Source organism: Tenacibaculum amylolyticum (assembly GCF_964511145.1).
Taxonomy (GTDB): Bacteria; Bacteroidota; Bacteroidia; order Flavobacteriales; family Flavobacteriaceae; genus Polaribacter; species Polaribacter amylolyticum.
Genome location: NZ_CAZEFZ010000077.1, coordinates 15,736 through 30,285, shown reverse-complemented (window position 1 = coordinate 30,285; position 14,550 = coordinate 15,736). Strand labels below are relative to the sequence as shown.

Below are 14,550 nucleotides of genomic sequence, written 5' to 3'. Positions count from 1 at the left end.
AATTATTTAAATAAAGTTCATAAAAGCCTCTGCTTAAGCAGGGGCTTTTTAGTTAAAAACCTTTCTAATTCAGTAACTTCTACTTAAAATTTTTATACTTTTATCCCAATCATAAATAGTACGAAACATGAAACGATTAACCCTAATTTTATTACTTACTTTTAGTATAAACTCGACTTCACAAGAGTTAGAAACTATATTATTAGCGGGAGAAGATGCCCAAAAATTGATGAGTGCTTACTTAGCTCCTGGACCAAAAGGACTGATTTACAGCATGAATAATGGCTGGTACCACACAGCCAAAGTTCATAAAAAACTTGGATTTGATATCACAATTGGTCTAAATGCTTCTTTTATTCCTGAATCAGATGAGACATTTAATATTCAAAATGTTGGATTATCTAGCGCTACTTTTAACCAAAACACAACACCTACCTTTGCTGGTAGCGAAAATATAACTCCAGCAACAATTACATATCAAACTACAATTAACGGACTACCTGTTACTGCAAATTTCCAAATGCCTACTGGCGTTAAAGAAGACTTCCCTATAAGGTCTATTCCCGCTCCTGTGATTCAAACTGGTTTAGGATTACCTTATAAATTTGAAGTGATGGTTCGTTTTCTTCCGACTATAAATATTGACGATACAAAAGCCGGTTTATATGGTTTTGGGTTAAAGAAAGAAATCACTGATTGGTTCGGGATTGTAGATAAAACTCCTTTACACGTTTCGTTATTAGCAGCCTACACCAATATGAATGTAACACATGAAATTGGTAATGTAACTGGTGATGTTGCAACACAAAATGCTTCTGCAGAGTACAATGTTAACGCCTACACCTTCCAAGCCATTGCCTCATTTAATTTACCAATAATTAACTTTTTTGGAGGTGTTGGTTACAATACAGGAAATTCTAGCCTAGCTTTATTAGGAGATTACTCACTTAACTATCAAGTAGACAGCTCTTCTGCAATAATTCAAGAAACTGTTAGCGATCCTTTTTCTATAGACAATAATGCTGGTAGTTTTAATGCAACTGTAGGCGCAAGATTAAGCTTAGGTTTCTTTAAAATTTTCGGTAGCTACACTGCACAAGAATACAGCTCTGTAAACGCCGGAATTGCCTTTAGTTTTAGATAAAGTCTAAATACACAAAGTCTAACATAAAGCACTGGGAAATTTCCAGTGCTTTCCTTTTTTATACTGTTACAAATAGCTATTTTTGTGCATCTTATTTAATAATTTCAATCAAAATATATATAAAATGAAAGTAACAGTTGTAGGAGCAGGTGCTGTAGGTGCAAGTTGTGCTGAATACATCGCTATTAAAAATTTCGCTTCAGAAGTTGTATTAGTAGATATTAAAGAAGGTTTCGCAGAAGGTAAAGCAATGGATTTAATGCAAACAGCTTCTTTAAATGGTTTCGATACTAAAATTGTTGGAACTACCGGAGATTACAGCAAAACTGCAGGATCTGATATTTGTGTTATTACTTCTGGTATTGCTCGTAAACCTGGAATGTCTCGTGACGAGTTATTAGGAATTAATGCAGGTATTGTAAAAACTGTATCTGCTAGCTTAATTGAGCAATCTCCAAACACTATTATTATCGTAGTATCTAACCCAATGGATACGATGACTTATTTAGTACACAAAACAACTGGTTTACCAAAGAATAGAATTATTGGTATGGGTGGAGCTTTAGATTCTGCTCGTTTTAAATATAGATTAGCTGAGGCTTTAGAAGCTCCTATCTCTGATGTAGATGGAATGGTTATTGGGGGGCACTCTGATAAAGGAATGGTTCCTTTAACTCGTTTAGCTACTCGTAATTCTGTTCCTGTTTCTGAGTTCTTATCTGAAGAAAGATTAGAGCAAGTAAAACAAGATACTAAAGTTGGTGGGGCTACATTAACTGGTTTATTAGGTACTTCTGCTTGGTATGCTCCAGGTGCTGCTGTTTCTGGATTAGTTCAAGCTATTGCTTGTGACCAAAAGAAAATCTACCCATGCTCTGCTTTATTAGACGGAGAATACGGATTATCTGACTTATGTATTGGTGTTCCTGTAGTATTAGGAAAAAATGGAATTGAAAACATTGTAGAAATTAACTTAAGCGATGCTGAAAAAGAGCATTTAGCTGCTTCTGCTGAAGCTGTTAAAAACAACAATGCTAACTTAGAGTTTTAATAAAAAACTCTTTTTAACATATTTTAAAAGCAATCTCATTTAGAGGTTGCTTTTTTGTTTATATCTTAGTTTTATAAAACATACATTGTGAGCATTATTTATAAAAAAGTACAGCAAAAAGACAATCCTTTTTTGGCTAAAGTAATTCGAGGTGTTATTGAAGAATTTGATGCTCCTCGTACAGGAACCGTATATTCAGATAGTTCTACAGACACCCTTTTTGAATTATTTCAAGAGTCTAATTCTATCTTATGGGTTGCAGAGTTTAATGGAAAAGCTGTTGGTTGTTGTGGTATCTTTCCCACAGAAGGACTTGAAAATGGATACTGTGAATTAGTAAAGTTTTATATTTCCAGTGATGTTCGTGGAAAAGGAATTGGTAAGGAATTAATGCTAAAAAGTATTGTTTCCGCTAAAGAATTAGGCTATACTCATATTTATTTAGAGAGTTTACCTCATTTTTCTAAAGCCATTGCGATGTATAAGAAAAGTGGATTCAAACTTATTGAAAAACCATTAGGCAATTCTGGTCATTCTAGTTGTGATGTATGGATGCTAAAAGAATTATAAATACAAAATAAAAAAAGCCTGAGAAAATTCTCAGGCTTTTTTATTGATTTGATTATTTGATATTTAGTTTTTCTAAATGTAAAGTAGAGCTTTTCGCTTTTTTATCATACTCTAATAGTAATACATATCCTACTTTGGCTGGTAAAACTCTATAATTTTTAGATTTTTTCGAAATCTCAATAACATCTTCACTCAACTCTCCTCCATCTTGAATAATCGTTTTAAAAACAAACCTGCTTTTCTTTTTCTTCTTTCCTTTTTCTTTTTTACTTCTTTCATAATCTATAAAGTTTGCATAGAAACGATCTCTTTTCACATCTACTTGTGAGTAAATATAGTCGAAACCTCCTATTGCTGCTACTTGATACGCATTGAATTGTGGACTTCCAAAATCTACTAGGTTTTGTACTCTAGACTTCCCTTTTTCAAAAGTCTTTACAGCAAGCAGATTAAATTCTTTATCAAACTTAAATATATACACATCTTTAATTGTCAATTGTGTATAACCTCCAGTTTGTGCTCCTCTATTAAGAATCCCCATAGCTACTCCTAGCGCACTTACTGTTTTCTTAAATTGTTCTCCTATTGCATAGTATTCACCAGACTGCGTTTTAATAATGTCATGAAAGAAAATATATCCAATATCTTTTAATTTATTGTTATCTTTAACTGGTAAAAACTTACTTACATCTCCTTTCCAAGCTATCTTTTTAGAGAACTCTACAGTTCCTTTCTCGCTATATTCATTTACAAATAACCCCAAACTTTGTGCTTTTGCCAATTTTGCTTTTGGTTCGTAATATTGCCCCATTACAGAAATTTTCCCATCATCTGAGATAAATGCATTACTAATTAACTTAGGATCATTTTCATCGTACGCCTTAGTAAAGAACACCTCTCCTGTTTTTGAATTCAATACGATTGTTTTAAACTCTTTTTTAGTTGACATATTTTTCGTTTTCACATCTACTAACACGATAAATTTATCATTTAAAGCAATTGGAGTTACGCTATGATGTCCTCTCTTTTTAGTAGGAACAAATTTATACTCCCATGGTTTACCTGATTCATTTGATGGGTAAAAATTTATAGTATACCCAGTTCCTTTTCCTTCATAATTAGAAGTAATCAATATAAAACCTTCATTTCTAACAGGGTGTAACATTGTACTTAAACCACCTGCTTTTATAGCCATATCTATAATCCTAGCTTGTTTTTTCTCAATTGCTACAGTTATATCTTCTCTAGGGTTCGCTTTCTTATCAAAGCTTTTTAAAGTAAGCGCTCGGTCTTTCTTATTAAAAAAAGCAAACATAATTGCCTCGTTATTAAAAGCCTTAGCTACTAAAGAAGTCTTTTTGGATGCTACGATCTTTTTTAAAGCTATATCATTTAAATTTTTATCTAGAATATTAATTGCATACTCTCTCATTCCTTTCTTTAGCTTATCTACTTGGTAGAAGAAATAGTAACCATCTACATCGTTTGCTTCATCTAAAAAAGCTCCTGAATTTTGCACGCCAAATTTTACCATATTTTCTATGGTTTTTACTTGTGCCGAAATTGTATAGACTCCTATAAGGAATACAAATACACTGAGTAATTTTCTCATCATTATTATTTATTTAGGTTGTTGAAAAATTCTTTAATCACAGCAAATTCCTTGCTCTTGTTTTGTGTTTCGTACTGTTTACAAAAATGATAACCCATTCTCCGAACATCTCTAATCTCCAAATTATGTAAGAATGTACGAATTGAGTTAAGGTTATCTTCTCTTGAAAAAGGACTAGCTTGAGGTATTTTTTTTCCGAATGTATGATTGCTTTTTAAAACATAACTTTTTTGAAACGCTTCAGCTAATTTTAGAATAACAAACTCTGTTTGCTCACCTTCTTGTAGCTTCTTCATCAGCAAATAAAATACCAAGTCTAATTGATTGAAATGCAGCAATGAATTAATTTGATCTTTCATTGCATGAGTTTTCATTTCAGTTAATGAAAATTGTTTTGTTGTTTTAGACTTTGAACCGATTTCATCCAAAACCTTTTTCATTCTATTTTCTATATCAGGATGTGTCTTTAAAGAATCTTTATTCAACTCATAATCATCTGCTCTCTCTTCAATATCGAACATTGTTTCCTCTTCTTCTAGCCAATATTTTTTAAACTTAAATTCAGAAAAATTTAAAAGGCTATCTATTTTTATCTTACTTGCAAAAACTCCATCGTCAAACTTTTTCAATTTCTCTAAAGCATCGTAAGCTGACTTTAAATTATATTTTGTGTTACTAAAAAATACTAAACCTAAAGAATCTGCTTCATACTCTCTTTTTCTAGACTTCTTTAAAAAACCATAATTCAGTTCCTTTAAAAGATTCCTAGCTGCTTTACCTCTTCCGTAAATAGTTAATCTAGTATCTCTAATTTTTCTTTTATATTCCTTAGAATTAACTGTTTCTATTCTTTTTCTAATTCCTTTGTTTACATGATCCAAATATTGATGTGCCATTTCATGACAAACAATAAACGCAAACTCATCTTCATTTTCTAATAGTTGAAATAGCCCTAGATTAAACATGAATGAATGATTCCCAAAACAAGCTGCATTAGGTTCTAAATGTCGATTAATAAAAATCGTTTCTTTATATTTTTTAATTGATGGGTTTTTCTTTCTTATTTCTTCAACAATATTAGATACAAATGTTTTGTATGTATCATCAAAAATAAAAGTACTGTCTAGTAATGTTGATTTTATAAAAGCTTTCCTTTTTTTATACTCTTTTTTAATTTTTGATTTGTATTTTCCGTCTAGTAAAGATACTTGTGTATCGTACGCAACATCAATACTTTTTAGAATTTCTTCTTTATTTGATGGAATAAAAACTTGTGAGTATATTTTTTTTGAACAGAAAAAAATAGCAATCAATGCAATTTTAAAATATAATTTCCTTCTCATAGACCACAAAAATATAATTTCTCCTAAAAATGACAAGAAAATGTTAAATTATTCATAACAAGTGTAAGTCTTTTGGAAATTGCTCGTCTTTAGATAAAGAGACGTATTTAAAGTTTCTTTTTCATAGTTTTTCATAGCAATTTCCCGCTTCATCTTAGAAGCGGGTTTCTTTTTAAAAATAGCCTTCTAAAAAAATACTTTGTTAGCCCTAGTAAATAAAAGAATATCTTTAATTTATTATTAGTTAAAGAACTTTTAATAGTAATTTCTTCTTTATACAATTTCCAATTATATTGTTTAGAAACACCATCATCCCCACAAATTGCAATTAGCTTATTCAGCTTTCTATATGGGGCTTTATTTTTATACAAATAGAGATTTAAATCATAATCTGCTAAAACCTTATATCCAGAATTATAAACTCTTTGATCAAAAATTGATTTTTTGTAGAATACTGATTGATGATGTATTGTATTTTTCAACCACAGTAAACATGAAAAGTTAGAATTGAAAACTTTTTCCTTATTCGTATATTTAATGTTACCTAGTAATACTTCTTCCTCTAGAAACGGTTCAGAAAAAACTTCTTTCAGTAAATTTTCATCAGCAAAACAATCGTCTGCTCCCATAAAATACAACCAATCGCCTTTAGATAGCCTAATCCCTTTATTCATGGCATCATAAATTCCTTTATCTATTTCTGAAACAAAAGAAAAAGGATTTGTTAATGTTTTTAAAAAAGGAATTGTTCCATCTTTAGAACCACCATCCATAACTAAAACTTCATAATTAGTATATGTTTGTTTTACTATGCTTTCTATACAATCTTTTAATGATTTAAGATTATTGTAAGAAGGAATTATTATGGATACTTTTGGTTTTATAACTCTTTTAATTTATAAAGTATTCGTTTAGTTTTTCTTGTTCTTTTTCCCAACATAAAATCTGCTTTGCTTTTTGTTGGTTCCTCTTTATTCTTTTTCTTAGCTCTTTATCTTCTAATAATTTTTGAACAGCTTTTGCTATATCCTCTGGTTCATAACTATCTACTACCACTCCAACTTCATACTCTTCTACAATCTTTGTTATTTCAGGAAGTCTACCAGATACAATAGGTAGTTCTGCATGGATATAATCAAACAGTTTATTTGGGAGAGAGAACTCAAAACTTTTTCCTAATGGTTCTTCTAAAACCATTCCTATATCTGCTTTTCTGGTATAGTTTGGTAACACTTCATGTGCTACTCTTCCTAAAAAATGAACTCTACCTTCCATTTTTTCAGATATAACAAATGCTTTTAGCTCACTCTCAACCTTTCCATATCCAATAATTACTAAATCTACATTTTCTAAATACTGTAATGCTTGTATCATTGGTTTTATACCTCTTCCTGGATTTAAAACTCCTTGGTATAAAACTACTTTATTTTCTGTAGGAAAATGAACTTCCTTTTTAACAATAGTTCTGTTTAACAATGGTAAATTTCTAATAAGCCCCATATTGTTATTATGCCTTTCATGATAAAAGTTTACAATGGATTGACTTACTGTATATGCTTTTCGAATTCTAGGCAAGAATAATTTCTCTAAAGTCCTCCAAAAATTTTGCACAAAACGCCTGCCTTGTAACTCAGGGCCTTCAGAAAATAATTCGTGGCTATCGTACACTAATTTTGTTTTTGTTTTTAATTTACTAGCAACAAAACATCCCGAGAGTGTATCTAAATCATTTGAAAGTATGTAATTATATTTTTTGAATAATAAGAATAAGAAAAGGCGTATGTTATATTCCGCATAGAACAAAAAGTTATTATTAAACCAATGCTTCTTTCTGTAAATTGTATAAGGTCTATTTACATCAATAGTATTGGGTAATATTCTTCCATAAACAAATACATCAAAGTTTTCTTTTAATAAAAACATACAAACTTTATGTACTCTTTGATCTGTAGAAATATCGTTTGTTACTGCAACAAAAACGCTCTTCTTATGTATCAAATCTTACGTTTTTTGATTGGCTTGTGGCTGCTGTTGTACTACTTCAAACAACTTACCTCCTTCACATTTTACCGTTTTCTGTTTAAATTTTACAATTAATTGGTAATCATGAGTAGCCATGAAAATTGTTTTTCCACTTTTATGGATTTCATTTAACAATTCCATTACTTCTAAAGAAGTTCTAGGATCTAAATTTCCTGTTGGCTCGTCAGCTAGAATTAATTCTGGATCATTTAATAAAGCTCTAGCAATGGCAACACGTTGTTGCTCTCCTCCAGATAATTCAAATGTCTTTTTATAATATTTCTCCTTCATTCCAACCTTATCCAACACTTCGTAAATTTTATCTTTACGCTCATTTTTATCTTTCCAACCTGTAGCCTTTAATACAAACTCAAGATTATCAAAAACATTCCTGTCGTTAAGCAATTTAAAGTCTTGAAAAACGATCCCTATTTTTCTTCGTAAAAAAGGAATATCTTTTTCTTTCATTTTCTTTAAATCAAACCCAACAATGCTCCCTAAACCTCTTTGCAGTCTTAAGTCGCCATATAATGTCTTTAACAAGCTGCTTTTTCCACTACCTGTTTTCCCTATTAAATAGTAAAACTCTCCTTTTTGTAGTGTGAAGTTTATTTTTGATAAGACTAAAACATCTCTCTGATAAATATCTGCATTTTCTAAGTGCAGTATAGGCTCTTCCATAAAAAGTACATTTTTACAAATCTATTATTTATTATCCATTTTAACCACTTTATTTTATTTTTGACGTTTAAAGAAAAAACAAAACAAAAAAAATAACGTTATTTCACTTGGGGAACAACAAATAAAGGTAATTTTAAGTATGAAATATATACTCATAACATTTTGTTGCTTTATAGGAATACTATCTTCTTCAGCTCAAAAAACTGAATTTCAAACGAATATTGATGCACAGTTTCATAGAGCGATAACATTGTATAACAATAAAGCATACTCTGGAGCACAAAGACTGTTTAAAGAAGTTTCAAAAAATACTTCTAAATACAACATAAAAACAGACGCAGATTTTTATGATGCTATGTGTGCAATTAAGCTAAATCAGACAGGTGCAGATGAAAAAGTGCTCACTTTTGTTAAAAATCACCCGTATAGTAGTAAAAAAGAAAAAGCTTTTTTAAATGTTGGTAATTATTATTTCGCCAATAGAAAAGCGTCTCATTCTTTAAAGTGGTATAGTAAGGTAGACGAAAAATTATTAAACCAAGAAGAGAAAAAAGAGTTGAATTATAAAATGGGATATGCACTCTTAGTTTCTAATTATTTAAAAGATGCTAAGGAACGTTTTGCTCCTTTATTGGGAGATCCTCGTTACGGTACAGATGCTCGTTATTTTTATGGTTATATTTCATACAAACAACAAAATTTTGGTGAAGCTGAAGACAATTTGAGTCAGTTAGCAGACAATGAAACCTATAAATCTAAAGCCAACTATTATCTTTTAGATATGGCCTTTAAGAGTGGTAAGTTTGAAAAAGCTGTACAAATAGGAGAAAAGGTTTTACCTACTGCTGAGAAAAAACAGAAATCTGATATTAATAAAATTATCGGAGAAAGTTACTTCAACTTAGAACAATATGAAAAAGCTATTCCATACCTAACAGAGTATCAAGGAAAAAAAGGTAAATGGACCAATACTGATTATTATTACTTAGGGTTTTCTTACTATAAATTAGAAGATTACGAAAGCGCAATTAGTCAGTTTAATAAAATTATTAACGGCCAAAATAGCATTGCACAAAATGCTTACTATCATTTAGGAGTTTGTTATTTAAAAGTAGGCAAAAAAACAGAAGCCTTAAATGCTTTTAGAAATGCAAGTGAAATGGATTTTGATCCAATAATTACTGTAGATGCAGATTTAAATTATGCAAAATTAAGTTACGAAAGTGGAAATCCTTACCAAAGTGTTCCTGAGGTATTAACTGCTTTTTTAACTAAGTATCCAGAATCTCCTCATCGTGCAGAAATAGAAAGTTTATTAGTTACTTCTTACTTGCATCAACAAGACTACCAAGGTGCTATTAATTATTTAAATGCAAATAAAACACCTGAAAACACAAAACTGGCGAATGAAGTTTCTTTATATAGAGGTATTCAGTTATTTAATGAGCAAAAACTAAAAAAGGCGCTTCCTAATTTCATTACAGCTACTGGGGCTGAAAATGATACTATTCAAAATAAAGCACGTTATTGGACTGGGGAAACTAGTTACTTGTTAGGCAACTATGAAAATGCAATCACAGCATTTACAACTATCGATAATACTAGTTTTGATGAAGCAGCAGCACTTAATTACAATATTGGCTATGCTTATTTTAAATTGAAAGATTATCCAAAAGCGGCTAAATATTTTGAAGCTTTTTTAAATCAAAATGGCAGTGATAATGATTTAAATGACGATGCTTCTAATCGTTTAGGAGACGCTTTTTATGCTTCTAAAAACTATCCTGAAGCCATAAAAGCATATGAAAAAGTAATTAATGAAGGAGGCACTGGTTCAGATTATGCACAATACCAAAAAGCTATGAGTAGTGGTCTTGCTGGTGATAATGATCAAAAAATAAAAGATTTGAATTTAGTCATTCAAAATTATGGTGATTCAAACTTAAAAGACGATGCTTTATTTCAATTGGCAACTATTTATACTTCTAAAGGAAATGCAAAAAAAGCAAATACTACTTATAATCAATTATTAAACGAACATCCAAGAAGCAGCTATGCTCCTAGTGTTTTATTACGTCAAGGACTATTATTCTATAATCAAGGAAACAACAAAGAAGCTCTTCAAAAATTTAAAGAAGTAGTTGCAAAATATCCAAATGCGAGCGAAGCAAGACAAGCTGTAGGAAATGCACGTAATGTATATGTAGACCAAGGAAATGTAAACGCTTATGCAAACTGGGTGAAAAATATCGATTTTGTAACGGTAACAAATAGTGATATAGACGATACTACTTATGAAGCTGCAGAGAATAAGTTTTTAGAAAATGATACCGATAAAGCTATTGAAGGTTTTAAAACTTATTTACAAGATTTTCCTAGAGGAATTCATGCTTTAAAAGCAAATTTCTATTTAGCTCAATTATTATTCAATAACGATCAACAAGAAGAAGCCATACCTTATTATGAATTTGTTGTTCAACAAGAAAAGAATGAATTTTCTGAAGAAGCATTAGCTAAACTAAGTCAATTGTACTTAGAGAAAGAAGATTGGGATCGTGGTATCGCTTTATTAGAACGTTTAGAAAAAGAAGCTAATATCGATCAGAATATCATCTTCGCTCAAAGTAACTTAATGAAAGGTTATTACAACAAAAAAGAATTTGCGAAAGCTATTGAATATGCTGAAAAAGTATTGAGTAATACTAAAGTTGACCAAATTGTAGCTGAAGATGCGCAAATTATTATTGCACGTGCTGCCATTGAATCAAAAGATTACCGAACTGCTGAAGAATATTATACAGTTTTAGATGAAACTGCTTCAGGAGAATTAAAAGCGGAAACATTATATTATAAAGCGCTGTTTTTACATGAAGCAGAAGCCTATGAAGATTCTAATCAAGAAATTCAAAACTTAATTGCAAATTATTCAACCTATAAATATTGGGGAGTTAAAAGTTATATCATTATGGCTAAAAACTACTATGCATTAAAAGATGCATATCAGGCGACGTATATCTTAGATAACATCGTTAAAAACTTTACGCAATTCAAAGACTTAGTAGAAGAAGCTAAGAATGAATTGAGCACTATTAAAAGTAAAGAAGCCAAAACAAATGAATCTATTAATTCTCAAAATTAATAATTGATGAAAAGGTACATAATCATGATATTTTTAGTGTTTGTAGGTAATGCAATTTTTGCTCAAGACAAACCTAAAACCGAAAAAAAGAAAGACACTATTATAAAAACAGAAGTAATTGAAGTAATTACTTCATATGCTCCAAAAGTTACCGATGCTTTTAAATTGAAAAGAAAACCAGTAATTACACTTTCAAAAAAAGTACAACGTAAACCTTTAGACTATAAAATTCAATCGGTTCCTGTAGCATCAACCTTTAAGCCTAAAAGTGGTGTATTAAGAGGTATAGATCTTGGAGATCGAGAGCGTTTATTCAACAATTATTTATCGCTTGGTTTTGGTAATAATACAACACCATTTATAGAAGGGTATTTCCATAACAATTCTGCTTTCGAATCTGAATATGGAGGAAAAATAAAATTTATTTCTTCTACAGATCCTGTAGCTAATACACCTTTAAATAGTAGTTATTATAATGCTAGTATTGATCTATTTTTAAAGCAAGAAATGCGTTTCTTCGATTGGAAAGCTGGATTTAATGCTTACCGAAACAAATACAATTGGTTTGGTTTGCCTGCCAATATTAACTTTACAGAACCTACTATTAATCGTATTGAACCAGGACAAACTTATAAACTGTATAATGTTTTTGGGTCTGTGTATTTACAAGACCAAGACTTAAAAGAAGTTAATGGGTCTATCGTCTATTTTTCAGACGTATTAGAGTCTAGTGAATTGCATGCAGATGTAGACGCAAAATTCTCTTTTCCATTAGGAAGATTTGGTCTTAATTCTGAAGATTTACAATTAGGAACTTCTATTAACTTTTTATCTGGAAGTTTTGCTAGAACCTATACAGATCCTCTTTTAGAAACAAGTTATAGTTTTATTACTGGAGGTGTACATCCTAGTTATAAATTCTTCTACAAAAACTTCGATGTAAAAGTCGGGGCTAAAGCTTACTATTCGTTCAATACTGAAAGTAGTGAAGGAAGCTTTTTTGTTTATCCAGATGTAGAGGTTAATTATCCTATTATAAAACGATATGCTAATATTTATGCTGGAGCTACTGGAGATTTAGAAGTAAATTCATTTAAAGGATTTACAGAACAGAATCCGTATGTTTCTCCAACATTAACTTTAACACAATCGAGTGAAGCCTTTAATGCTTACAGTGGTTTACGTGGAATTTTAGCTGGTAATCTTAATTATAATGTAAGAGCAAGTTTTAAGAAAGAAGAAAACAAAGCACTTTTTATAGCCAATGAATCTAATTCTAATGGAATTACAACTGCTTTCACTGGAGGAGTTCTTTTTAAAGGTTACGATTATGGAAATTCATTTAATGTAGTATACGATAACGTAAATACCGTTTCTTTTGCAGGAGAAATTAACTACGATTACTCTAAACGATTAAATCTAGGATTAAATCTTGAGTTTAATACATATAGCCTAGATACACAAGCAGAGGCTTGGAATTTACCAAAACTTAAAACCGATATATTTGCTAAATATAAAGTAGCAAAATGGTATGCTGGTGCAAACTTATATTTCGTAGGTGCGCGTAAAGGGATTACCTATATCAGCGGTGTTCCAACAACTGTAGATTTAGATGGTTATATTGATTTGAATTTAGATGGTGGATATCATTTTAACGATTTATTTTCTGTATTCTTAAGAGCAAATAATATTACCAATAGTAATTACCAAAGATTTACCAACTTTAATGCACAAGGATTCCAAGTATTAGCTGGAATTGTATGGAAGTTTGACACCTTATTCTAAAAAAACGTATCTTGGAAGATATGTTTTTTCAAGTTAGTAATTACATTACAGCTATTGTCTGCTTGGTAACAGCATTTGTTATTCAGCGAGTATATATTAAAGAAAAATTACGCGACTATAATACATCTGTAAAAGGAATTAAATGGTTTGCTTTAGCTATTTTTTCATGGGGCTTAGGAGCATTTCTGAATTTAATACTGGTAACTATTCTAAATATTCCTCAAGATCATACACTTATTATTAGTTTAGGCGTTTTCTTTTCTTTAGCTAACTCGTTATTTATTCTTATGTCTATTCCTTCCATAGAACATAATCAGCAAAGGAATTTAGTTATTCGAATTATAGAACGGTTTAGTAATAAAGAAGTATTCATCATTTTTGGTGGTATCCTTATGATGATTGCTTCTGTATTTCTAATTTCTTTTTACAGTAATTCCACTAATAATACGAGTAATAATGTTATTTGGTTAATCGATATTCCTATTTCATTAGTGGTAGCTTTTGCGTTGCTACAAGAACTCAATAAAGCGTTCTCTAATAGAGGTATGAAATTTATGTACCTACCTACTTTTGTGCTTTTTGTTCTTATTGTAATTGCTGTTACACATCGAATTATTCCTTCAGAAGAAGTTCAAAAATTTTTCTCTATAGCTGCATGGAATACATTAGGAATTATCACTTCTTTATCTTTTAAGGTCTTATTCATCTTACTCTTTACTATTTTACTATATAGCTGGAAATTACTTGCTGAACATGAAGAACAACAATCTGAATTTATAAAATTAAAAAAGCACAAAACCTCTTTAGAAGAAACCCGTGAAACATTAGAAATTGCTAATGAAAGCCACCTAAGTACTATTAAAAGCTTAAGAAAAGAACTACAACAGCAAAAGAAAAAATATACTGCTCTAGAACAAGCTTCAAAAATTGAATTATCTGATCGCCAAAAGGAAGTTCTAGCGAATTTAGGGATCTGCGGCACACACAAATCGTACACCGAAATTGCCGAGGCTATGAATATTAGCGTCGATGGATTTCAAACACATATTTATCAGATAAAAAAAGTACTTAATATTTCTGGAGCAGACGGAAAAGAACAACTTATTCTATACGCAACGCAAAACAACCTGCTTGAATTTGCTACCATTTCATGTGATTAAGCATATGCCTAACCATAGTTACATTTAAAATTCATTACTAAGT

The 14,550-nt window shown here is 30.5% G+C and carries 11 protein-coding genes; 6 read left to right on the top strand and 5 right to left on the bottom strand.

Translation table 11 applies throughout. From position 1 onward, the window contains the following. Window positions 1-127 precede the first annotated feature (127 nt). The 3 genes from ACKTTC_RS19650 (at window position 128) to ACKTTC_RS19640 (ending at window position 2,765) form a co-directional block, all read left to right on the top strand. The gene (locus tag ACKTTC_RS19650; RefSeq protein WP_408041574.1) at window positions 128-1,144 is read left to right on the top strand and encodes a DUF6588 family protein; all 1,017 of its coding nucleotides are present in this window, start codon (window positions 128-130) and stop codon (window positions 1,142-1,144) included. A gap of 124 nt (window positions 1,145-1,268) precedes the next feature. Further along, entirely contained in the window at window positions 1,269-2,195 is a 927-nt protein-coding gene (mdh, locus tag ACKTTC_RS19645) for a malate dehydrogenase (RefSeq protein WP_408041573.1), read from the top strand. An 87-nt stretch (window positions 2,196-2,282) separates the two neighbouring features. Beyond that, a complete protein-coding gene (locus ACKTTC_RS19640; protein ID WP_408041572.1) occupies window positions 2,283-2,765 on the top strand; it encodes a GNAT family N-acetyltransferase in 483 nt (160 codons plus the stop codon). A gap of 52 nt (window positions 2,766-2,817) precedes the next feature. Here ACKTTC_RS19640 and ACKTTC_RS19635 read toward each other — a convergent pair whose 3' ends face one another. From ACKTTC_RS19635 to ACKTTC_RS19615, 5 genes are all read right to left on the bottom strand, one after another. Further along, window positions 2,818-4,380 (bottom strand): DUF6770 family protein, encoded by a 1,563-nt coding sequence (locus tag ACKTTC_RS19635; RefSeq protein WP_408041571.1) that lies wholly within the window; start codon window positions 4,378-4,380, stop codon window positions 2,818-2,820. Between the two features lie 2 nt (window positions 4,381-4,382). Then, window positions 4,383-5,720 carry a M48 family metalloprotease gene (locus tag ACKTTC_RS19630; RefSeq protein ID WP_408041570.1) on the bottom strand — a complete coding sequence of 446 codons (1,338 nt, stop codon included), beginning with the start codon at window positions 5,718-5,720 and terminating at the stop codon, window positions 4,383-4,385. Between the two features lie 149 nt (window positions 5,721-5,869). Continuing rightward, complete coding sequence (locus ACKTTC_RS19625) at window positions 5,870-6,586, bottom strand: glycosyltransferase family 2 protein (protein WP_408041723.1); 717 nt, start codon at window positions 6,584-6,586, stop codon at window positions 5,870-5,872. Window positions 6,587-6,611: 25 nt separating this feature from the next. Continuing rightward, the gene (locus ACKTTC_RS19620; RefSeq protein WP_408041569.1) at window positions 6,612-7,718 is read right to left on the bottom strand and encodes a glycosyltransferase; all 1,107 of its coding nucleotides are present in this window, start codon (window positions 7,716-7,718) and stop codon (window positions 6,612-6,614) included. Window positions 7,719-7,721: 3 nt separating this feature from the next. Next, window positions 7,722-8,423: a cell division ATP-binding protein FtsE gene (locus ACKTTC_RS19615; RefSeq protein ID WP_408041568.1), complete on the bottom strand. Its 702-nt coding sequence runs from the start codon at window positions 8,421-8,423 to the stop codon at window positions 7,722-7,724. A gap of 139 nt (window positions 8,424-8,562) precedes the next feature. Here ACKTTC_RS19615 and ACKTTC_RS19610 point away from each other — a divergent pair, with 139 nt between their 5' ends. The 3 genes from ACKTTC_RS19610 to ACKTTC_RS19600 are packed head-to-tail and all read left to right on the top strand — an operon-like array spanning window position 8,563 to window position 14,507. Then, window positions 8,563-11,562 (top strand): tetratricopeptide repeat protein, encoded by a 3,000-nt coding sequence (locus tag ACKTTC_RS19610; RefSeq protein WP_408041567.1) that lies wholly within the window; start codon window positions 8,563-8,565, stop codon window positions 11,560-11,562. 6 nt (window positions 11,563-11,568) lie between these two features. Next, window positions 11,569-13,347 (top strand): TonB-dependent receptor, encoded by a 1,779-nt coding sequence (locus ACKTTC_RS19605; protein ID WP_408041566.1) that lies wholly within the window; start codon window positions 11,569-11,571, stop codon window positions 13,345-13,347. A 20-nt stretch (window positions 13,348-13,367) separates the two neighbouring features. Beyond that, window positions 13,368-14,507, top strand: coding sequence for a helix-turn-helix transcriptional regulator (locus tag ACKTTC_RS19600; protein ID WP_408041722.1), 1,140 nt, complete (start codon window positions 13,368-13,370; stop codon window positions 14,505-14,507). The last annotated feature ends 43 nt before the right edge of the window (window positions 14,508-14,550 follow it).

What these genes read in the sequence shown, in the direction of transcription:
- ACKTTC_RS19650 (WP_408041574.1), top strand. Translation starts at nt 128, where the DNA reads ATGAAACGATTAACCCTAATTTTATTACTTACTTTTAGTATAAACTCG.
- mdh (WP_408041573.1), top strand. Translation starts at nt 1,269, where the DNA reads ATGAAAGTAACAGTTGTAGGAGCAGGTGCTGTAGGTGCAAGTTGTGCT.
- ACKTTC_RS19635 (WP_408041571.1), bottom strand. Translation starts at nt 4,380, where the DNA reads ATGATGAGAAAATTACTCAGTGTATTTGTATTCCTTATAGGAGTCTAT.
- ACKTTC_RS19630 (WP_408041570.1), bottom strand. Translation starts at nt 5,720, where the DNA reads ATGAGAAGGAAATTATATTTTAAAATTGCATTGATTGCTATTTTTTTC.
- ACKTTC_RS19615 (WP_408041568.1), bottom strand. Translation starts at nt 8,423, where the DNA reads ATGGAAGAGCCTATACTGCACTTAGAAAATGCAGATATTTATCAGAGA.
- ACKTTC_RS19610 (WP_408041567.1), top strand. Translation starts at nt 8,563, where the DNA reads ATGAAATATATACTCATAACATTTTGTTGCTTTATAGGAATACTATCT.
- ACKTTC_RS19605 (WP_408041566.1), top strand. Translation starts at nt 11,569, where the DNA reads ATGAAAAGGTACATAATCATGATATTTTTAGTGTTTGTAGGTAATGCA.
- ACKTTC_RS19600 (WP_408041722.1), top strand. Translation starts at nt 13,368, where the DNA reads ATGTTTTTTCAAGTTAGTAATTACATTACAGCTATTGTCTGCTTGGTA.